Source organism: Tsukamurella sputi (assembly GCF_007858445.1).
Taxonomy (GTDB): Bacteria; Actinomycetota; Actinomycetes; order Mycobacteriales; family Mycobacteriaceae; genus Tsukamurella; species Tsukamurella sputi.
The window spans coordinates 154,287-173,352 of sequence record NZ_VIGV01000003.1 but is presented as its reverse complement, the minus strand read 5'-3'; the positions used below and the strand labels follow the sequence as shown (position 1 = coordinate 173,352).

General features: G+C 70.5%; 19 protein-coding genes, 1 tRNA gene and 1 pseudogene. 9 read left to right on the top strand and 12 right to left on the bottom strand.

The annotated features are described in order from the left end of the window. Nucleotides 1-53 precede the first annotated feature (53 nt). Both FK268_RS10355 and gluQRS read left to right on the top strand, forming a co-directional pair. On the top strand, nucleotides 54-1,004 hold the full coding sequence (locus tag FK268_RS10355) for a helix-turn-helix transcriptional regulator (RefSeq protein WP_146433742.1): 951 nt from the start codon (nucleotides 54-56) through the stop codon (nucleotides 1,002-1,004). A 9-nt stretch (nucleotides 1,005-1,013) separates the two neighbouring features. Further along, complete coding sequence (gene gluQRS / locus FK268_RS10350; RefSeq protein WP_146433740.1) at nucleotides 1,014-1,865, top strand: tRNA glutamyl-Q(34) synthetase GluQRS; 852 nt, start codon at nucleotides 1,014-1,016, stop codon at nucleotides 1,863-1,865. Here gluQRS and FK268_RS10345 read toward each other — a convergent pair. The 4 genes and pseudogenes from FK268_RS10345 to FK268_RS10330 form a co-directional block, all read right to left on the bottom strand. Further along, a complete protein-coding gene (locus FK268_RS10345) occupies nucleotides 1,854-2,075 on the bottom strand; it encodes a hypothetical protein (RefSeq protein WP_146433738.1) in 222 nt (73 codons plus the stop codon). The genes gluQRS and FK268_RS10345 overlap by 12 nt on opposite strands. Before the next feature lie 57 nt (nucleotides 2,076-2,132). Beyond that, nucleotides 2,133-3,122, bottom strand: a complete 990-nt coding sequence (locus FK268_RS10340) for a GlxA family transcriptional regulator (RefSeq protein ID WP_146433735.1) — start codon at nucleotides 3,120-3,122, stop codon at nucleotides 2,133-2,135. Nucleotides 3,123-3,154: 32 nt separating this feature from the next. Beyond that, complete coding sequence (tgt, locus tag FK268_RS10335; protein WP_146434515.1) at nucleotides 3,155-4,456, bottom strand: tRNA guanosine(34) transglycosylase Tgt; 1,302 nt, start codon at nucleotides 4,454-4,456, stop codon at nucleotides 3,155-3,157. 567 nt (nucleotides 4,457-5,023) lie between these two features. Continuing rightward, a pseudogene (locus FK268_RS10330) lies at nucleotides 5,024-7,249 on the bottom strand (MMPL family transporter); the annotation flags it as partial. Between the two features lie 230 nt (nucleotides 7,250-7,479). Between FK268_RS10330 and FK268_RS10325 the strand changes: the two are divergent. Both FK268_RS10325 and FK268_RS10320 read left to right on the top strand, forming a co-directional pair. Further along, a complete protein-coding gene (locus tag FK268_RS10325; RefSeq protein WP_231707021.1) occupies nucleotides 7,480-7,875 on the top strand; it encodes a hypothetical protein in 396 nt (131 codons plus the stop codon). A 94-nt stretch (nucleotides 7,876-7,969) separates the two neighbouring features. Then, nucleotides 7,970-8,635: a DUF2306 domain-containing protein gene (locus FK268_RS10320; RefSeq protein ID WP_146433733.1), complete on the top strand. Its 666-nt coding sequence runs from the start codon at nucleotides 7,970-7,972 to the stop codon at nucleotides 8,633-8,635. Here the strand turns inward: FK268_RS10320 and FK268_RS10315 are convergent. The 3 genes from FK268_RS10315 to FK268_RS10305 form a co-directional block, all read right to left on the bottom strand. Beyond that, nucleotides 8,617-8,704 (bottom strand) — tRNA-Ser (locus FK268_RS10315). The two genes, FK268_RS10320 and FK268_RS10315, sit on opposite strands and share 19 nt — an antisense overlap. 46 nt (nucleotides 8,705-8,750) lie before the next feature. After that, the gene (locus tag FK268_RS10310) at nucleotides 8,751-9,185 is read right to left on the bottom strand and encodes a nucleoside deaminase (RefSeq protein ID WP_146434513.1); all 435 of its coding nucleotides are present in this window, start codon (nucleotides 9,183-9,185) and stop codon (nucleotides 8,751-8,753) included. Nucleotides 9,186-9,214: 29 nt separating this feature from the next. Then, the gene (locus tag FK268_RS10305; protein ID WP_146433730.1) at nucleotides 9,215-9,733 is read right to left on the bottom strand and encodes a tRNA adenosine deaminase-associated protein; all 519 of its coding nucleotides are present in this window, start codon (nucleotides 9,731-9,733) and stop codon (nucleotides 9,215-9,217) included. Nucleotides 9,734-9,818: 85 nt separating this feature from the next. Between FK268_RS10305 and FK268_RS10300 the strand changes: the two genes are divergently transcribed. After that, on the top strand, nucleotides 9,819-10,781 hold the full coding sequence (locus FK268_RS10300; RefSeq protein WP_231707055.1) for a prephenate dehydrogenase: 963 nt from the start codon (nucleotides 9,819-9,821) through the stop codon (nucleotides 10,779-10,781). On the opposite strand, the gene FK268_RS10295 is transcribed toward FK268_RS10300, so the two are convergent. From FK268_RS10295 to FK268_RS10285, 3 genes are all read right to left on the bottom strand, one after another. Then, complete coding sequence (locus tag FK268_RS10295; RefSeq protein ID WP_231707020.1) at nucleotides 10,782-11,396, bottom strand: putative glycolipid-binding domain-containing protein; 615 nt, start codon at nucleotides 11,394-11,396, stop codon at nucleotides 10,782-10,784. Nucleotides 11,397-11,504: 108 nt separating this feature from the next. Beyond that, the gene (locus tag FK268_RS10290) at nucleotides 11,505-11,897 is read right to left on the bottom strand and encodes a RidA family protein (protein WP_146433724.1); all 393 of its coding nucleotides are present in this window, start codon (nucleotides 11,895-11,897) and stop codon (nucleotides 11,505-11,507) included. A gap of 2 nt (nucleotides 11,898-11,899) precedes the next feature. After that, the gene (locus FK268_RS10285; RefSeq protein ID WP_146433722.1) at nucleotides 11,900-12,340 is read right to left on the bottom strand and encodes a DUF6918 family protein; all 441 of its coding nucleotides are present in this window, start codon (nucleotides 12,338-12,340) and stop codon (nucleotides 11,900-11,902) included. A 247-nt stretch (nucleotides 12,341-12,587) separates the two neighbouring features. On the opposite strand from FK268_RS10285, the gene FK268_RS10280 reads away from it, so the two are divergent. From FK268_RS10280 to exaC, 3 genes are all read left to right on the top strand, one after another. Continuing rightward, complete coding sequence (locus tag FK268_RS10280) at nucleotides 12,588-14,570, top strand: CocE/NonD family hydrolase (protein WP_231707019.1); 1,983 nt, start codon at nucleotides 12,588-12,590, stop codon at nucleotides 14,568-14,570. Between the two features lie 31 nt (nucleotides 14,571-14,601). After that, nucleotides 14,602-15,834, top strand: coding sequence for a GAF domain-containing protein (locus FK268_RS10275; RefSeq protein ID WP_146433718.1), 1,233 nt, complete (start codon nucleotides 14,602-14,604; stop codon nucleotides 15,832-15,834). Between the two features lie 99 nt (nucleotides 15,835-15,933). Beyond that, the gene (exaC, locus tag FK268_RS10270) at nucleotides 15,934-17,457 is read left to right on the top strand and encodes an acetaldehyde dehydrogenase ExaC (protein WP_146433716.1); all 1,524 of its coding nucleotides are present in this window, start codon (nucleotides 15,934-15,936) and stop codon (nucleotides 17,455-17,457) included. Nucleotides 17,458-17,597: 140 nt separating this feature from the next. On the opposite strand, the gene FK268_RS10265 is transcribed toward exaC, so the two are convergent. Together FK268_RS10265 and FK268_RS10260 are read right to left on the bottom strand one after the other, a co-directional pair. Then, entirely contained in the window at nucleotides 17,598-18,002 is a 405-nt protein-coding gene (locus tag FK268_RS10265) for a PIN domain-containing protein (RefSeq protein ID WP_146433714.1), read from the bottom strand. Next, a complete protein-coding gene (locus FK268_RS10260; RefSeq protein WP_146433711.1) occupies nucleotides 17,990-18,244 on the bottom strand; it encodes an AbrB/MazE/SpoVT family DNA-binding domain-containing protein in 255 nt (84 codons plus the stop codon). The genes FK268_RS10265 and FK268_RS10260 overlap by 13 nt, the downstream gene beginning before the upstream one ends. A gap of 69 nt (nucleotides 18,245-18,313) precedes the next feature. Here FK268_RS10260 and FK268_RS10255 point away from each other — a divergent pair, with 69 nt between their 5' ends. Continuing rightward, the gene (locus FK268_RS10255) at nucleotides 18,314-19,066 is read left to right on the top strand and encodes an immunity protein CdiI family protein (RefSeq protein ID WP_146433709.1); all 753 of its coding nucleotides are present in this window, start codon (nucleotides 18,314-18,316) and stop codon (nucleotides 19,064-19,066) included.

Here is a 19,066-nt window from a genome sequence, read left to right as displayed (position 1 = left end):
CTAAGAAGCATTAGTGTCAGTTTCTGTCCTTAATGGAAAACACACTGGAAGACATGGCGAACACGAGCTCTCGAACCCTGCGGCTGCTGTCCCTCCTGCAGACCCACCGCTACTGGCCGGGCTCCGAACTGGCCGATCGGCTGGAGGTCTCCGTACGCACGCTGCGCCGCGACATCGAGCGCCTGCGCGACCTCGGCTACCCCGTCTCCGCGACCCGCGGCGTCGATGGCGGCTACCAGCTCGCCGCGGGTGCCGCCCTGCCACCACTGGTCCTCGACGACGAGGAGGCCGTGGCGATCGCCGTCGGCCTGCAGACCGCGGCGCAGGGCGGAATCGCCGGCATCGCCGAGACCTCCGTACGTGCGCTGGGCAAGGTCGCGGCGGTCATGCCGCCGCGGCTGCGCAAGCGTGTCGAGGCGCTGGGCGCCGTCACCCAGCCGGCCGTCCTCACCGGCGGGCCCGCCGTCGATCCCCGGGTCCTGACCGGCCTCGCCGAGGCGTGCCGGGCAGAGGAACGCATCGAGTTCGGTTACACCGCCGCCGACGGTGCCGAGACCGAACGCCTCGCCGAACCCCTGCGACTGGTCCCGCTCGGCCGCCGCTGGTACCTCGTGGCCTACGACCTGCACCGCCACGACTGGCGCAGCTTCCGGCTCGACCGGATCAGCGGACCGTCGAGCACGGGCGTCCGATTCCGCCCGCGCGACCTCCCGGCCGAGGACGCGGCCGCCTACGTCCGCGCCGCCGTCGGGCAGCGCGCCCCCGGCCATCGCATCGAGTTCCACGTGGCCGCCCCGATCGATCACGTCCGGGCGGCGATCGGCCGGTACGCGCGCCTCGAGGAAGCGCCGGACGGCACCGTCGTGCGGATGGAGGCCGACTCGCTGGACTGGCCCGCGATGGCGATCGCCGTCCTCGACGCGGACGTCACGGTGGTCGGACCCGCGGAACTCGTCGAGCGCGTGGCGCGCTGGGCCGGCAACCTCGCGCGCGTCCGCTCGTAAACTGGAGCCGTGACAGCCGGACGGTACGCGCCGAGCCCCTCGGGCGATCTGCATGTGGGCAACTTGCGCACCGCGCTCCTCGCCTGGCTCTTCGCCCGCTCGACGGGGCGGGACTTCCTGTTGCGCGTCGAGGATCTCGACCGGGTGGCCGCCGGCGCCGAGCCCCGGCAGCTCGCCGACCTGGCGGCGATCGGCCTGGACTGGGACGGGCCCGTGGTGCGGCAGTCCGCCCGCACCGACCTGTACGCGGCGGCGCTCACGCGGCTCGACGTCTACGAGTGCTACTGCACGCGCCGCGAGATCCTGTCCGCCCCGTCGGCGCCGCACGCGCCGGAGGGCGCCTACCCGGGCACCTGCCGCGATCTGACCGGAAGTCAGCGCGCGGCGCGCCGTCTCGAGCGGCCGGCGGCGCTGCGCCTGCGGGCATCGGTCAGTGAGTTCACGGTGACCGATGTGCTGCACGGTGAGTACACCGGCACGGTCGACGATTTCGTGCTCCGGCGCGGCGACGGGACGTACGCCTACAACCTGGCCGTGGTGGTCGACGATGCCGCGCAGGGCGTCGACCAGGTGGTGCGCGGCGACGATCTCCTGTCCTCCGCGCCGCGGCAGGCATACCTGGCGACGCTAATCGGCGACCGGCCGCCGACCTACGCGCACGTGCCGATGGTGCTGGGGCCCACCGGCGTCCGCCTCGCCAAGCGCGACGGTGCCGTCACGCTCGCCGAGCGCGGCGGGCCGGCGGTGGTGCTCCCCGAACTCGCTGCGAGCCTGGGCCTGCGCGGCAGTACTCCGCGGCAGATGCTCGACGATTTCGATCCCGCCCGGTTGCCCCGCGAGCCCTGGACGCTAACGCTCTGACGTCGACCGCCCCGCGGTCGTGGGGCCGAGGTAGGGCTGCCGCTCGCAGGCGCGTGCCCGGTGAGCGCCGGGCACGTCCGCCCCGTGTCGCACGAGGTTGCCCGCCGCGACGCCCCAGGCGAACTCGCGCATCCATCCCGGCCGGCCGGTGTTCGTCCGCGCGACGGCCCGGGTGCCGCCGAGGACCTTCCTGAACTGCTGAATCCTCATGTCCGCAACGCTATGCAGGGCCGGCGTCGGCGCCCAGGTGCGCGGTGCCGGATTTCGTCAAGATCCGGCCACGGGACGCGCCGCACTCGGGCCGACGTCGCTGCCGCGGAACCGGTCGCGGTAGGCCGTGGGCGCGAGCCCCGTCTGCCGCTTGAAGTGGTAGCGCAACGTCTCCTCGGCGTCGAAGCCCGCGCGGCCGGTGATCGCCGCGACGGAGTCGTCGGTGGTCTCGAGGAGCCGCATCGCGCGGTAGACCCGTTGCCGCATCAGCCATTCCAGCGGAGCGATACCGGTGTACTGCCGGAACCGCCGATGCAGTGTGCGGCGGGAGACACCGGCGCGGGCCGCCATGTCGTCGAGGTCCTTCACTCCACCGATGCCGTGCGCGAGGCCCTGGAGGAAGTCGGCGAAGCGCTTGTCCATATCGGGACGGAGAGTGTCGATGTTGACGAACTGCGACTGATCGCCGTCGCGGTGCGGTGCGACGACGAGGCGGCGTGCGATCTCGTTGGCCATGCCCGCGCCGTGATCGCTGCGGATCAGGTGCAGGCACAGATCGAGGCCGGCGGCGGAGCCTGCGCCGGTGATCACCGCACCGTCCTGGATGTACAACTCCGAGGGGGTCACGTGCACCCGGGGGAAGCGGAATTGCAGAAGGCCCGCGTGGCGCCAGTGCGTGGTGGCCCGTCGGCCGTCGAGCAGGCCCGCTGCCGCAAGTGCGAAGGCGCCGGTGCAGATCGAGACGATCCGCGCGCCGTTCGCGGCCGCGGCACGCAGCGGTTCGTGCCACTCGGGATTCGAGTCGGTCCGAGGGTCGGAGACCGCCGTGATGACGACGGTGTCGGCTCCCGCGATCTCGTCGAGGCCGTACGCCGGCTGAAGTACGGCACCGCCGAGTGTCCGCACCCCGCCCGCCGGCCCGCAGCCGCGCACGTCGTAGCCGAGCGACGGCAGATCGCTCCACTCGAAGCTCAGCGCCTCGATCACGGTGCCGTACTCGAGCATCGTCATCCCGTCGCAGACCGGCAGCGCGACGACGTGGGGCATGTCCGAATCCTACGGCCGGACCCGCTACGCCCCTAGTCGGACTTCGCGAGGTGCTGCTGGGTGCCCTTGTAATAGCGACCCAGGAACTCCTCCTTGAAGTCCCAGTACGTGCCGTCGATCATCGACTGCCGGATCTTCGCGACCAGGGAGACGATGAACTGCTCGTTATGGATGGTGCAGAGCGTGGCTGCGAGGCTCTCCTTCGCCTTGAACAGGTGATGGATGTAGGCGCGCGTGTACTGCGAGGTGTAGTTGTCGGTCTCCGGATCCAGCGGGCGGAAGTCCGTCTTGAACCGCGAGTTTGTCACGTTGTAGCGACCGTCCAGCGAGTAGATCGCACCGTTGCGCGCGACCCGCGAGGGCGAGACGCAGTCGAACGTGTCGATGCCCTGCTCGACCGCGGCGAAGATGTCGTCCGGCTCCGAGATGCCCAGCAGGTGCTTGGGCTTGCCCTCCTCCAGCTCCTGGTTCACCCAGCGCACGATGGTCGACAGGTTCGCCTTCTCCAGCGCACCGCCGATGCCGTAGCCGCCGAAGCCCAGGCCACCGGAGAGCCGGTCCTCCTCGCTCAGCGCCCGCAGATCGCGAGCGGCCTTGCGGCGCAGGTCCTCGTACTGCGCGCCCTGCACGACGCCCCACAGCGAGATCGCATCGTGCCGCTGCGCGGTGAGCCAGTTGTGCTCGGAGAGGCAGCGCCGCGCCCAGAGGCGAGTGCGCTCGAGCGATTCCACCTGGTACGCGCGGGTGTTGTGCAGCGTGGTCAGCTCGTCGAAGGCGAAGATGATGTCGGCGCCCAGCTGGTGCTGGATCTGCATCGACACCTCAGGAGTGAACCGGTGCTCCGTGCCGTCGAGGTGGCTGCGGAAGGTCACCCCGTCGTCGTCGACACGCGAGAGGCGGTCCTTACCGTCCGCGATCGCGTCGTCACCCCGCAGCTCCTCGCCACCGTTCATGTCGATGACCTTCTTGAAGCCCGAGCCGAGCGACATCACCTGGAAGCCACCGGAATCGGTGAAGGTGGGGCCGTCCCAGTTCATGAACGCACCGAGGCCGCCCGCCTGCTCCACGATCTCGGGACCGGGCTGCAGGTACAGGTGGTAGGCGTTCGCGAGCACCGCCTGCGCACCGAGATCCGAGACCGCCTCGGGCATCACCGTCTTCACCGTGGCCTTCGTTCCCACGGGGATGAAGGCGGGCGTGAGGATCTCGCCGTGCGGCGTGAGCAGCCGGCCGGCGCGGCCCAGCGGACCGTCGGGCCCCTCGAGGCGACCGTCGATCTCGAACCGCGTGGGATCGCTGATGTGGTCGCTCTGCAGGCGGGTGCGACTGGCCATCGAACGGTAGTCCGAGCGCAGTGCGCTGAGCTCGGCCGCGATCGCCTTGTTCTGCTCGCGCAGCTGGGCGATCTCGTCGCGGGTGCGGTCGCCGCGGCCGCGCTCGCGGATCGGGCCGGTGACCGTGTGGTCCGGCGCCGGGACGCCGGGCCGGGTCACCGGGTACTCGCGGGTGTCCAGCACACCGTCCGGCACCTCCGCCACCGGGACCTCGGCGGCTGCGGTCGGGCTCTCCTCCACCGCGGCGACCGGCGCCGTCAACGGCTCGGTCGCGGGAGCATCCGTGCCCAGCGGCACGGGCACCGTGGGCGCGACGCTCGGCAGCGAGGCTCCGTTGGCGTGGCCGTTCACGCCGTTCGTCTGCACGCGCGCGGCGCCGCGGGCGTAGGCGTCGGTCGGGCCGGCGGCCACGAGTTGCTCGGTGGGCACCGGGATCTCCGCCGTCGACGGCGCGGGGATGCCCGTGGTCACGGCGTTCGCGTCGCCGCGGCCCAGCTGTGCAACGAGGGCCTCGCCCTCGATGTCGACGTTCGGCAGGATCTTGTCCAGCCACTTCGGCAGCCACCAGGCCCACTTGCCGAGCAACGTCATCACTGACGGGATGAGCACCAGTCGCACCACGAAGGCGTCCAGCAGCACGGCCGTCGCCAGGCCGAAGCCGATCTCCTTGATGAAGACCTGCTCGTTGAGGATGAACGACGCGAAGACGGAGATCATGATGATCGCCGCGGCGGTCACCACACGGGCGCCGTACTGCACGCCGGTGACGACGGACCGGGTCGCATCGCCCGTGTGCACGAACTCCTCGCGCATCCGGGAGACGAGGAAGACCTGGTAGTCCATCGCGAGCCCGAAGACGATGCCGATCATGAAGATCGGCAGGAAGGACACCAGCGGCTGGGTGTTCTCGATCAGGCCCAGTGCACCGTCGGTGAAGATGGCCGAGGTCACGCCGAAGGTGGCGACCACCGACAGCAGGAAGCCGAGCGCGGCGGTGAGCGGCACCAGGATCGAACGGAAGGCGATGAGCAGCAGCAGGAACGCCAGGCCCACCACGATCGCGAGGTACTTCGGGAGCGCCTTCTTGTTCAGCTCCTGCGAGATGTCCATCTCGATGGCGGTGCTGCCGGCAACGCCGACGTCCACGCGGAGGCGCTCCTTGGTGCCGGCCTCGCCGTTGGCCATGTTGCGGAGCTTCTTCACCAGCGTCTGGGTGTCGTCGTCGTTGGGCCCGGACTTGGGCGTCACGATGATGGTGGCGGCCTTGTTGTCCGGAGCCAGCTGCGCGATCTGGGCGTTCGCCACCAGCGGCGCGATCTCCGGGCTGGTGTTCACCTTGTCCACGATCTGCGCGTACGCGCCCAGGCGCTGGTTCGGGAAGGCACCGGCACCGTCGACCGCGACGAGGAGGGTGCCGTTCGCGCCCTTGCCCCAGGCGTCGGCGATGAGGTCGTAGGCCTTGCGCTCCGACGTATTCTTCTCGCTCATGCCCGAACCGGGGAGCGCCGTCTTCATGTCCTTCATCGGGATCGCGAGGATGCCGAGCACCGCGACGCCCGCGATGAGGGTGACGACGGGGACCTTCTTGACCAGGTTCGCCCAGCGCAGGCCGTTGGCGACGCGGCCCTCACCCTCGTCGGTGTCCGGCGGATGCAGGCCCTTGACGCGGCCGGCGAAGACCTTGGAGCCGAACAGGCCCAGGAGGGCCGGGAGCAGGGTCAGCGCCACGATGACGGCGATGAAGACGCCCCACGCTGCGGCGACGCCCATCTGGCCGAGGAAGTCCATGCCGATGAAGGCGAGGGCGGCCAGCGCGATGATCACGGTGAGGCCGGCGAAGATCACGGCGGTGCCGGCGGTGCCGACGGCGATGCCCGCGGCCTCCGCGCGCTGTTCCTTGGTGGTGGCGCCGAGGCGCCGGAGTTCGTGCCGGTACCTGGACACGATGAACAGGGCGTAGTCGATGGTGACGGCCAGGCCGATCATCGAGGTGAGCACCGTCGGGAAGGTGCCGAGCTCGATGAAGTGGGTGGCGATCATGACGCCGCCGATGGCCACGGGGACCGCGATGATCGCGTTGATCAGCGGCAGGCCCCACGCGACCAGCGAGGCGAAGGTGATGATCAGCACGATCGCGGCGACGATCATGCCGATGATCTCGCTGGTCATGCCCATGTCGGGGTTGCCGCGGGCAGCGGAACCGTCGGCCTCGATCTGCAGCGTGCCGTTCGACACCGACTGTCCGGCCTCGCGGGCCTTCGTGATGTCGTCCGACAGGCTCTTCGGGAGGTCGGTGACCTTGTCGACGAAGTTGACCGTGATCTTCGCGGTCTTCCCGTCGGCGCTGACCGACGAGGTCGCGGCCGCGTCGGCGTCCTTCTGCGCCTGGGAGGGCTTGGTCGACGCGATGTCCTTGCCCTGGGCGGTGATCGCCTCGAGCTGACTGCGCTGCTCCGGGGTGAGCGACTCAGGGTCCAGCTTGCCCGTCGGGTTGTGCAGGAGCTCGCGGTCCTTGACCAGCGGGACGTCGCGCTCGACGCCGTTCTCCGTGACCTTCTTGGTCAGGTTCTTGATGTCGGCGATGGTGCGGTCGATGCCGGCCGCGGCGGCCGGATCGGTGAGCTTGCCGTCCTTGGCGTGGAAGACGATGGTCGCCGAGGCGGTGGTGAACGGATCACCGCCGTTCTCCCCGAAGTTCGCGGAGACGATGTCGGTGGCCTTGGCCGAGGGCAGGCCCGGCAGCGAGAAGTTGTCGACGGTCGGCTTGCTCAGCGCGAAACCGCCCGCGAGCATCCCCACGAAGATCAGCAGCCAGGCCGCGATGACTTTGAAGCGGTTGAGGTAGGCGAACCTCCCCAGCCGGTACAGGAACAGTGCCATGCGAGTCACTCCGAGTCGTCGAGGCGCGGCGGGCTGCGCGATACGGGTCGTGTTCGAGTGTACCGATCGTTGCCGCCCGCAATAATGTCGCTGACCGGCAGTTTTGTGAGGTCCATCACCGGAGGACGGGTACCGTGCAGGGCATGACCGCATTTCAGCACTTCGCAACGCCTGTCACAGTCGTCGCAACTGCAACAGTGTGCGGCCTGCTCCTCGCGGGCTGCGGCAGTTCGTCCGATTCCGCTTCGAGCCCCGCACCGTCCGGCGCACCGTCGGCGACCACCACGGTGGCCGAGACGCGCGCGGAGATGTGCGGGCAGACCCGCGGCCCCGACGGGGCGCTGTACGTCCACACCCTCGGCAGGGTGAAGGTGGACTGCGCCGAGGCGATGCGCGTCGCGAACGACTTCAGCCCCAAGATCGCGATGGCGCAGCCCGTCACCGTCGACGGATGGAACTGCACGTTCCCCAAGACCCCGGGCATGCTCGCCCGCTGCGACAGCGGCGACAAGGCGATCGGCTTCTTCAGCTCCCACTGAGCGCCGCGGCCGCACCACCTCACCCGTGGGGACTACGCAGGCCCACCCGCGCGGGTGATCCGCGCCGGCACCGCTACTCCCTACCGTTCCAAGCATGAAGAAACTGCTGGTGAGCACCCTGATCGTGCTGGTCTTCCTCGCCTATTCACTGCCGCCGTACCTAACGGGCGGCAGCCGCGTCCCGCTCGACGATCAACCGAACTGGTACTACGGCCTACTCGTCGGACACATCCTGCTCGGCTCCGTCGCCATGCTCGCGGGCCTGATCCAGCTGGGCCGTCGCTGGTTCGCGAAGTACCACTGGATCGCAGGCCGGGTCTACGTCGCGTGCGCGCTGCCCGTGGGGCTCGCAGCGATCGCAGTCGGCACGGTCACGCCCTTCGGGCCGATCGCCGCCGCTTCCGACGTGACCCTCGGCTCGCTGATGCTGCTGTGCACCGCGCTCGGGGTGCGCTCGATCGTGGGCCGCGACGTGGCCGCGCACCGGCGATGGATGCTGCGGAGCGCTGCGCTGATGTACTCGGTGATCATCAACCGGATCCTCGCGCCCGTGGTCTTCCTCGTCCTCGACGCCACCGGCGTGCAGAGCGACACGCTCGGCAGCTCGATCACGACCTGGGGAAGCTGGCTGCTCGCGCTCGGCTTCTGCGAGTGGTGGCTGCGCCGTACGCCGCGGGCTCGCACCCGGTCCCGGAACGGGAGAAACCCCCTCCGATCGGGATCGGAGAGGGTTTCCCTCAGCGGTGGCGGAGGGATTTGAACCCTCGGTACGGGGTTACCGCACACAGCATTTCGAGTGCTGCACCTTCGGCCGCTCGGACACGCCACCGTCGGAGTACTTTACCGGAAGTCGTCCTGAGCGTTAAATCGGCAGGTCAGCCGCGGTGCGGGCTGAAGAACGCAGTGAGCAGGGCCGCGCACTCGGCCTCACGCACGCCGCCCCGCACCGTCACCCGGTGCGTGACCCGCGGATCGCGCACCACGTCCCACACCGAGCCCACGGCGCCGGTCTTCGGTTCGAAGGCACCGAAGATCAGGTGCTCGATCCGGGCGGAGACCAGGGCACCTGCGCACATGGCGCAGGGTTCGAGGGTCACGGCGAGGGTGCAGCCGCCGAGCCGCCAGCCGTCGCCGAACGTCGTCGTGGCCTCGCGGAGCGCAAGAACCTCGGCGTGGGCGGTCGGGTCGCCCAGCTGTTCCCGACGGTTCCCGGCGAGGGCGAGGACGGCACCGTCGGGCGCCAGGACGGCGGCGCCGACGGGGACGTCGTCCGGCCCCGAGAGTCCCGCGGCTTCGAGCGCGAGGCCCATCGCCGCCCGTTCCGCGTCGAGCAGCGCCACTAGCTCAGCGAGTCGAGGATCGCGCCCAGCTCGGTGTCGAACCGGAGCCGCTCGGCGATCACCTGCAGCTGCTCGTCGGGGTAGAGGTCGGGATCGGCCAGCAGCACACTCAGTTCCTGCTCACCCAGACCCAGGTCGCCGAGGATCCCCAGATCGCCCTCGGGCCAGGGATCGGTCTCCTCGATCTCCTCCGGATCGATGTCCGGCACCTCGACGTTGAGCCGCTCGAGCGCCTGCTCGGCGAGTTCGTCGAAGACGGCGGCGGTGGCGTCCGAGAGCAGCAGGCGCGTGCCCGACGGGCCGGGCCGGACGATGACGAAGTACTCGTCGTCGACGTTGAGCAGGCCGAACACCGCCCCCGTCGCGCGCAGTGCCTTGAGCTCCTGCTCGGCCTTCGCGATGTTGCCGAGCGCGCCCGGATCGAGGAGGTGCACCGTCCAGGTGGTCTCCTCGCGGGTCACGGCCACGGCGTAGCCGTCGACGTCGTCGTAGCGCTCCGGTGCGGTCTGTGCGGCCATGGGTGAAACCGTATCCGTAAACGCGCGTCCGCGACACGTCTCATACGGCTTCCGAACGTCGTTGTGGAACGCTGTCGGGGTGTCCGTGCAGCGTGCTCCTCATTCCGACGTCCCCGTGTGCGTCCTCGGCCTCGGCCTGATCGGCGGCTCGATCCTCCGCGCCCTCGGTCGCGCCGGTCGGCCGGCGTACGGCTGGAACCGCTCGGCGGCCGCCGTCGACGACGCCGACGCCGCGGGCTTCGACGCCTCCTCCGACCTCGTCGCGACCCTGCGGCGGGCGGATCGGGACGGGCACGTGATCGTGGTCGCGGTGCCGGTCCCGGCGCTCGACGGCGTGCTCGCCGCCGTCGCGGAGCACGCCCCGAACGCCTGGCTCACCGACGCGGTGAGCGTCAAGGGCGCCGTGGCCCGACGGGTGGCCGCCACGGGCCTGACGGGCCGCTACGCCGGGGGCCACCCGATGGCCGGCACCGCCTTCTCCGGCTGGGAGGCCACCGACGCCACCCTGTTCGACGGCGCGACGTGGGTCGTCACCGCCGACGACGAAACGCCCGTCGAGGCCTGGCGCCTTGCCGCGACCGTCGGGCTGGACTGCGGCGCCGTGATCGTGCCGGCCGGCTCCGTCGAACACGACGCGGCCGTCGCCCGGATCTCGCACTCGGTGCACGTGGTGGCCGAGGCCGTCGCGATCACGGCGGAACTGGACCCGGCCGCGAAGCAGCTGGCCCTCTCCCTGGCCGCGAGCAGCTTCCGCGACGTCACGCGGGTGGCGGGTACGGCGCCGTCGCTGGTGAACGCGATGTGCGAGGCGAACGCGGAGGCGCTGCTCGACGCGCTGGACGACACCATCGCGGAGCTCATCGCGGCGCGCGCGGAGCTGGCCGAGAAGGGCACCGTCGGCGAGATCACCGAACGCGGCTACGCGGCGCGCCGGCGGTACGAGAACGCCCGCCGCACCCCGTTCGTCCCCGTGCTCGACGGGGCGGGATGGCAGCGGGCGCTGCGCGAGGCCGGTCACGCCGGAGGCGTGATCACGACGCTCGACTGACTATTCGACGCGGCGCGACAGGCCGGGGTAGTCGACGACGAAGCCGTCGGCGTCCACGGAGACCTTCGAGCTGCTGATCGGGGAGATCACGGTGATGCCATCGGCGGCACCGTCGTAGTTGATGACGGTCTCCTTGACCGCGAGGCTCGGCAGGTCCACGTACACGACCGGGACGTCGATCTCCTCGGGGTGGCTCTGCAGGTCGAACCGGCGGATCGTGAGGGCGTTGAAGAATGCCGACTTGAGCACGTCGACGCTCAGCGCACCGGAGAAGAAACCGCGCTCCGAGCCCTGTGCGCCCTGGACGAGCCAGTGGTTCTCGCCGTCACGCGCGATGGTCACCTGGGACTCGCCGGCCGCGGTGAGCGCGTGCACGGAGAGCCGCTTGGTGACGCCCTCGTCGTCGGTGACCAGGTCATACGAGGCGTTGAAGGCCGGACAGTCGGTCGACGGTGCCGCGATGATGCGGCCGTAGGCCTTGATCCGATCGCCGGTGAGCTGCACCCGGACGGACTCGAGGAGGTTGCCGTCGTCGGACCGCCACGTGAGGATCCTGGGCCAGCTCGCCCCGGTGATCACGGTGGCCACGGCGTCTGCGGAGGAGGGAGTACTCACGTCTCCTACGGTAACCCCTCGCATCCGGCGGGAACGAACCCCTGTGGCCGCCGCTCGCCGGTCCGCCCGCCTGTGCCGACGCTCACACCGGGAGCGCCGGCACAGCGGCTACAGAGCGGCGACGGCCTCGAGCTCGACCACCTGGTCGTCGTAGCGGAGCCGGCTCACGCCGATCACCGAGACCGGCGGCAGGTCGACGAAGACCTCGGCCAGCGTCTCGGCCGCGACCTGCAGATCCACCTGCAGGTGCTCGGCGACGAAGACAGTCAGTCGCGCGACGTCGGACAGCTGCGCGCCGCGCTCACCCAGGATCACGCGCAGGTTCGTGACCGCGGCGCGCACCTGGCCCTGGACGTCACCCGGAGCGACGGTGGTGCCGCCCTGATCCAGCGGGGCGACCCCGGCGATGTGCACCGTGGTGCCCGCGGTGACCGTGGCGCTGTAGGCGTGCTCGACCGCGGTGGTCAGCTGGTCGGAGCCGTGGAGCTGCACGTCACCCATGATCAGGCGCCGTTCTTCTGCACGGCCGCGCCGACGCGGGGCAGCGCGGCGACGACGTTCTCCTTCGCCTTGCCGCGCAGGCTCGAGTAGGCCTTGCGCAGGGCCGGCTGGCTGGTCGACTCGGCCTTCGCATCGGTCACCGCGAGCAGCGCGTCGCCCACCTGGTCGCCGCGGGCGGCGAGGAACTGGCCGAAGTCACCGGGGCCCTGGGCCTGGAACTCGGTCCAGAAGGGGTCGAGGGCGGCCGCGAAGTCGGGCAGCAGCTTGGTCAGCGCGGACTCGATGACCGTGGGCGAGACCTTCTTGACGGCGGCGTACGCGGTCTTGATGACCGTGCCGGACAGGCCGCTCTTGTCGCCCACCTCGGCTTCGACGACCGACGCGAAGTCGGCGACGACAGCCGGCTGGCGCGCGGGGTCGAGGAGCGTGGTGGTCAGCGACATGGGGGTACCTCCGGATCGTTCGTGGGCGATTGCGAGACCGAGCTTATCGGGCCTCCGGGAGTCGTGCGGAGTGCTGAATTCGCGGTGAGCGGGACCCTCCGGGAATGCAACCGTTCTGCATCGGATCTGCAACAACCGCACCCTGGGTTTGTGAGGTGCGTCACCCGTGCTCTAAGTTGACGATTGAAGGGAAGGGGTTGCAATGGTGACCAGCCGATCCGGTAGAGCGAACGCACGGCTGTCCGGCGTGCGCTTTCCGCTCTGGGACCGCAGCCCCGCGCTGCCCGCCCCGACGGGCGGAGCGCACCACCCGCGCGTCGACCACACACTCCCCCTCGGCGACCCGACCGGCGGCGCCGACGCCCTCGCCTGGCGCGAGGCCGTCGACGGCCGGCTCACCTACCCCCGGGTTCACATCGACCGCAACGTCGACATCCGCATGTCCGACGGGGTGGTGCTCCGCGCGACCGTCGTACGTCCCGCCGAGATCGACGGGGTGCCCGTCGAGCGCCCTTACCCCGCGATCCTCAATCTCAATCCGTACAACCGCATGGTCGTCGACGCGATCGACGAGACCACGCACGCGGCCTTCGTCGGGCCGGCCCTGACCAACGCCTCGAAGGCGCTCACCGGCGGCACCGTCGACTTCTCCGGCGGCCTGCTGCAGGGCTTCGGCATCAATCGGCGCCTGGTGCGCAGCGGCTACGTGCAGGTGATAGTCGACGTGCGCGGCACCGGCACGTCGCACGGCGTGTGGCAGATCCTCGGCCCGCGCGAGCAGCAGGACTCGGTGGAGGCCCTGGCGTGGGCCCGCGCACAGCCCTGGTGCGACGGCGAGCTCGGCATGGGCGGCTGGTCGTACTCCGCGATCAACTCGCTGCAGGCCGCGGGCCACGCACCGGAGGGCCTGGGTGCGGTCTTCGCGATCGAGGGCAGCGAGGACATCGTCCGCGACATCTACATCACGGGCGGCCTCCCGTCGGTGTTCATCCCGCTGTGGCTGGGCGCGGTGAACGCGCTCAAGTGGCTCTACAACCCGCGGACCCTGCTGCGCGACACCGTCAACGGCAACGTCTTCCGCTGGCTGCACAGCCGCATCGTCTCGCCCGCGACCGAGATCTCGTCGGTGGTGACCGGCGTGCTCACCGGCCGCGATCCCCGCGTCAACGACAACCCGTACTTCACCGAGCGGAACGCGAACATCGACGCGATCACCGCACCGACCTTCCTGTTCGGCGGCTGGCACGACCTCTTCGGCCGCAGCACGCCCCGCACCTACCAGCGCCTGAACCTGCCTGCGGGCCAGAAGCAGATGGTCATCACCAACGGCTACCACTTCGACATGGGCGCCGGCTTCGGCGGCACTCAGGCGCCGCCGCGGATCGACGTCCTCGAGCGCGCCTGGTACGACCGCTGGCTCAAGGGCATCGACAACGGCGTCGACCGGTACGGCCCCGTCACCCTGGAACAGCAGGGCGGCGGCTGGACCGCGGGCGAGGCCTTCCCCCGGCCCGGGGCCCGCACCCAGCGGCTCTACGCCACGCCGGATCCGTCGGGCACGGCCGGTCACACGAGGTACGACGGTGGGCTCGCCACCTTCCCGGCCCGCCGGCGCGAGTCCGCCTCGACGCGGATCGACCTGCGCGGCCTCGCCTCCCCCGACCTGACGATGGTGCTGGCCGGCCTGACGAAGGCCGTCCCGGCCTGCGAGAGCGCCGGGGTCCAGGAGCGCGGCGCGATCAGCTTCACCTCGCCGCCCGCAGCGGTCCCGGTGCAGCTCAGCGGCGCGATCAACGTCCACCTCGTGACGCAGTGCGAGGGCGACGAGGCGATCTGGACGGTCACGGTCAACGACGTCGCACCGGACGGCACTTCGACGGTCCTCTCGGGCGGGGCGCTGCTGGCCTCGAACCGCGCCGTCGACCCCGGGCGCAGCGCCTACGACGCCGAGGGCGAGCTGCTGGGCGCCTTCCACCCGCTCACCTGGTCGGCCAAGCAGAAGGTCGTTCCGGGCGAGACGATCGAGATGGACATCGACGTGGTGCCCACGGATGCGCTGCTCGACGAGGGCCATCGGCTGCGCGTCGATGTCTACGCCGGCAGCGTCCCCCGCTACCTGGCGACGGTCCCGGACCTGGTGAGAACGCGGTTCGGCAAGCAGACGGTGCTGCTCAGTCCGGAACATCCCACCTACGTGAGCCTGCAGATCGTGGGCGATCCGGGCTGGTGACCGCCCGGTCCGAGCTATCGTCGTCTCCACGATGGTGACCGGTTCCCGAGCCGTCGCGTCCGCCGGTGCGGCCGCGCGGCTGCACAGCATGTTCGTCGACGGTGCGGTCGACGAGTCCGCGCTGCGCGCATCGCAGCTGCGGCACCTCATCGCCGAGAGCTGGCAGCGCAGCCGGGCCGTGGGCGTGAATCCGGACGGGGAGGCACCGTCGCGCGACGGTGCCCTCGACGCCCTGCGCGCCCGGACCCCTCTGGCCGGCGTGATGCCGGTGATCCGGCGGCTCCTCGTCGACGATTCCGCCGGCGCGATGGTGGCCGTCGGCGACCGGGACGGCACGCTGCTGTGGGTGGAGGGCGACGATGCCGCGCTGCGCCGGGCCGCGTCCATGAACTTCACGCCGGGCGCGAACTGGAGCGAGACCGCGGCCGGTACCAACGCGCCGGGCACCGCCCTCGCGCTGGACACCGAGGTGCAGATCGCCGGGTCGGAGCACTTCGCCCGCCGGGCGCATCACTGGAACTGCACCGCCGTCCCCGTCCACGACCCGGTCACCCGGACGCCGATCGGCGTCCTCGACGTGACGGGCGGCCCCGAGGTGGCGACCCCGCAGGCCCTGGCCCTGGTGCGCGCGGCCGCGCTCGCGGTCGAGGGTCAGCTCGCGATCCTGCGGCTCGCCCCGCCCGTCCCGTCCACGGTGCCGCGCCTGCGCCTGCTCGGCGGACGCCCGGTGCTGGAGAAGGACGGCCGGGAGGTACCGCTGACAGGCCGCCACGCGGACATCCTCGCGCTGCTCGCCCGGCATCCGGAGGGCCTGACCGCCGACCACCTGGCCCTGCTGCTCGACGAGCGGGACCTGGACGTGGTCACCGTGCGCGCGGAGGTCTCCCGCCTGCGTAAGACGGTCGGCGCCGATCTCGTGGGGTCGCGCCCGTACCGACTCGTGGGCTCGCTGGCCTCCGACGCCGACGACGCCGCACGGGCGATCCGGGCGGGTCGCGTCGCGGACGCGCTCGCGGTCTACCGCGGGCCGCTGTTGCCCAATTCCGCGGCGCCCGGCGTCGCGCGACTGCGCACCGAGCTCGCGGAGAGCCTGCGCTCCGCCGTCATGGCGAGCCGGGATCTGGGCCTGCTCCGACGGTGGCTCGATCTCCCGGACGCTCGCGACGACGAGCACGGCTGGCGGGTGCTGCGCGCACACGGCGACGCGCGGGCGCGCGCCGAGGCCGACGGACGCCTGGCGGCGATCGCCATCGATCTGGCCTGACCTGCACCGATCGGTGATGCAACCGAGTGCAACGGTGTTGCAACGGTCACTGCGTACGGTGGACTGTGACTGACATCACGCACTCATTGGAGGTCCTCCATGACCGTTTACGCACGCCCCGGCGCGGCCGGCTCGCTCATGAGCTACCAGTCCCGCTACGACAACCTGATCGGCGGCGAGTGGGTCGCGCCGGTCAAGGGCCAGTACTTCGAGAACCCGTCGCCCGTCACCGGCCAGACCTTCTGCGAAGTCGCCCGATCGACCGCCGAGGACATCGAGCTGGCGCTCGACGCGGCGCACGCCGCCGCCCCCGCGTGGGGCAAGACCTCCCCGACGGTCCGCGCGAACATCCTCAACAAGATGGCCGACCGCATGGAGGCCAACCTCGAGGCCATCGCGGTCGCCGAGTCCTGGGAGAACGGCAAGCCGGTCCGCGAGACCCTCAACGCCGACATCCCGCTCGCGATCGACCACTTCCGCTACTTCGCCTCGTGCCTGCGCGCGCAGGAGGGCTCGCTCTCGGAGATCGACGAGAACACCGTCGCCTACCACTTCCACGAGCCGCTGGGCGTCGTCGGCCAGATCATCCCCTGGAACTTCCCGATCCTCATGGCCGTCTGGAAGCTGGCGCCGGCGCTCGCCGCGGGCAACGCGATCGTGCTCAAGCCCGCCGAGCAGACCCCGGTCTCGGTGCTGTACCTGTTCTCCCTCATCGGCGACCTGCTCCCCCCGGGCGTGGTGAACATCGTCAACGGCTTCGGCCTGGAGGCGGGCAAGCCGCTGGCCTCGTCCAAGCGGATCCGCAAGATCGCCTTCACGGGTGAGACCACCACGGGCAAGCTGATCGCCGGTTACGCCGCCGACAACCTGATCCCGGTCACGCTCGAGCTGGGCGGCAAGAGCCCGAACGTCTTCTTCAAGGACGTCATGGCCGCGAACGACGACTACCAGGACAAGGCCCTCGAGGGCTTCACGATGTTCGCGCTAAACCAGGGCGAGGTCTGCACCTGCCCGTCGCGCGCGCTGCTGGAGAAGCCGATCTTCGACGAGTTCCTCGAGCTCGGCTCCATCCGCACCAAGTCGATCATCCAGGGCGATCCGCTGGACACCGACACGATGATCGGCGCGCAGGCGTCGAAGGAGCAGCTGGAGAAGATCCTCTCCTACATCGACATCGGCAAGAACGAGGGCGCGACGCTGGTCACCGGCGGCGAGGCGGCCGACCTGGGTGGCGACCTCTCCGGCGGCTACTACATGCAGCCCACGATCTTCTCGGGCGACAACAGCATGCGGATCTTCCAGGAGGAGATCTTCGGCCCCGTGCTCGCGGTGACGTCCTTCGACGGCTACGACAACGCCATGGAGATCGCCAACGACACCCGCTACGGCCTCGGCGCCGGCGTGTGGTCGCGCAACGGTGACGTCGCCTACCGCGCGGGCCGCGACATCCAGGCCGGCCGCGTGTGGACGAACACCTACCACCAGTACCCCGCGCACGCGGCGTTCGGCGGTTACAAGGACTCGGGCATCGGCCGTGAGAACCACAAGATGATGCTCGATCACTACCAGCAGACCAAGAACCTGCTGGTCTCGTACGCGCCGGGCGCTCAGGGCTTCTTCTGATCCCGTCCCCGGACCGCACCTGGTGAGGGTGCCCGCGGCGCCGTTCCCCATGCGGGGGCGGCGCCGCGCGCGTGTCCGGGTGCTCCCGCCCGACGGTGCCGGGAGCGCAGCGAGCGGACCGGATCGCTGCGGGCGCCGCCTCACACCGTCCGGTACGTGGATCCGACCGCCTCGTAGGTGCGCGGCGCCCGCAGATCAGAGGTCAGGAGCGTCATTCCGTGATGCGCCGCAGTTGCGGCGACCAGCGCGTCGTACGTCGCGCCGCCACCGATCCCTCGCGCCCCCAGCGCCGCAATCACCCGACGGTGCTCACAGGCGGGAAGGTCGATCAACGGTGCGTCGACGCCTGCGATGAGCGCGGCCGCCCCCTCCGGCGAGATACGGTTCCCCGGGAGCCTCGTGAGCACACTGAATGTCTCCATCAGAACGTGCGCGGGGACCGCGAACTCCTGCTGCGCCAATGCGAAGGCGCATCTGGTGTGTGCGTGATGCCACGACAGCAACGCCGGGAGCAGGACGCTGGTGTCGCACGCTAGCGAGGCCATTGCCGAACTTCTTCGAGGGTCCGACGGACCATGTCGTCGGTCAGCGGCGCAATCGGCTCCCGCGGGACCGCCTTCGGAAACGGGTGGCCCGACACTATGTCGATCTCCACAGGCGCCACCTCGATCTCGATGCGTCCGTCTGCGAATGTCACGTCCACGGCCCTCCCGGCATCCAGCCCCATCGCGTCCCGGATCGCTTTCGGCACCACGATCCGGCCCGCCCCGTCGATGGTTGTCCTCATACCATTTTTCTACCACTGTTCGTGCCATTCGTCGATGCATTCGCATCAGAGGCCGCGTAACCTGGGCGGATGCCCGGCCATCAGCCCATCCCGAGCCGCGTCCTGCACCTGTGGCCCGACGACGACACCCCGGTCCCGCTGTTCGGGGAGGACAGGACGCGACCGCTCACCGGCGACGACCTCGGACTGTCCGCCGGGCTGCAGGCCCGCATCGACACCTGGCAGGCCCTGTTCGAGACCGAACACCGGGGTCACGACGGTTGGCGCTCCGCCGACGCCGCACGCACATACGCCCGCGAGAGTCGCGGCATCGTCGACGGCCTGGTCGCCGAGCTCCCCGGGTTCGTGATCGAGTACAGCCTGTGGCCCGTCGGCGAGCGCGGCTACGCCGGGGGCTGGGCGACGGGGTGGTCCCCGTCGGGCGCGACGCCGCTTGCCGCCGGCACCGAGGTGCGGCAGTTCGACGTCGCATCCGAACGCTGGATCCGGCTGATGAACGACTACTCCGGCCCTCCACTGTGGGCCACCTACGGCGGAATCGGCCCCGAGCACCTCGACCTGCCCGACGGTCTCGGCCGCGAGCTCGACGCCTGGCAGGCCGGGTTCGATCGCGACTTCCACTGGGACACCGGCTGGCGGACGGACGATCTGGCTGCGCACCACACCGCGGAGGGACGCAGACTCCTGCCGCTCGTCGCTGCCGAGCTGCCCGGACACGTCATCGAGCTGATCACCGGTGACGTGCGGGCCTACGCCGGCGCGTGGGTCGACGGTTGGCTGCCGGTCCTGCCGGACGTGCACTTCACGCCGTGGAGCGAGTGA

Coding starts and splice junctions, on each gene's coding strand:
- FK268_RS10355 (WP_146433742.1), top strand. CDS start 54: ATGGCGAACACGAGCTCTCGAACCCTGCGGCTGCTGTCCCTCCTGCAG.
- FK268_RS10345 (WP_146433738.1), bottom strand. CDS start 2,075: ATGAGGATTCAGCAGTTCAGGAAGGTCCTCGGCGGCACCCGGGCCGTC.
- FK268_RS10340 (WP_146433735.1), bottom strand. CDS start 3,122: ATGCCCCACGTCGTCGCGCTGCCGGTCTGCGACGGGATGACGATGCTC.
- tgt (WP_146434515.1), bottom strand. CDS start 4,456: ATGGCCAGTCGCACCCGCCTGCAGAGCGACCACATCAGCGATCCCACG.
- FK268_RS10325 (WP_231707021.1), top strand. CDS start 7,480: ATGACCGCATTTCAGCACTTCGCAACGCCTGTCACAGTCGTCGCAACT.
- FK268_RS10320 (WP_146433733.1), top strand. CDS start 7,970: ATGAAGAAACTGCTGGTGAGCACCCTGATCGTGCTGGTCTTCCTCGCC.
- FK268_RS10310 (WP_146434513.1), bottom strand. CDS start 9,185: ATGGGCCTCGCGCTCGAAGCCGCGGGACTCTCGGGGCCGGACGACGTC.
- FK268_RS10305 (WP_146433730.1), bottom strand. CDS start 9,733: ATGGCCGCACAGACCGCACCGGAGCGCTACGACGACGTCGACGGCTAC.
- FK268_RS10290 (WP_146433724.1), bottom strand. CDS start 11,897: ATGGGTGACGTGCAGCTCCACGGCTCCGACCAGCTGACCACCGCGGTC.
- FK268_RS10285 (WP_146433722.1), bottom strand. CDS start 12,340: ATGTCGCTGACCACCACGCTCCTCGACCCCGCGCGCCAGCCGGCTGTC.
- FK268_RS10275 (WP_146433718.1), top strand. CDS start 14,602: ATGGTGACCGGTTCCCGAGCCGTCGCGTCCGCCGGTGCGGCCGCGCGG.
- exaC (WP_146433716.1), top strand. CDS start 15,934: ATGACCGTTTACGCACGCCCCGGCGCGGCCGGCTCGCTCATGAGCTAC.
- FK268_RS10265 (WP_146433714.1), bottom strand. CDS start 18,002: ATGGCCTCGCTAGCGTGCGACACCAGCGTCCTGCTCCCGGCGTTGCTG.
- FK268_RS10260 (WP_146433711.1), bottom strand. CDS start 18,244: ATGAGGACAACCATCGACGGGGCGGGCCGGATCGTGGTGCCGAAAGCG.
- FK268_RS10255 (WP_146433709.1), top strand. CDS start 18,314: ATGCCCGGCCATCAGCCCATCCCGAGCCGCGTCCTGCACCTGTGGCCC.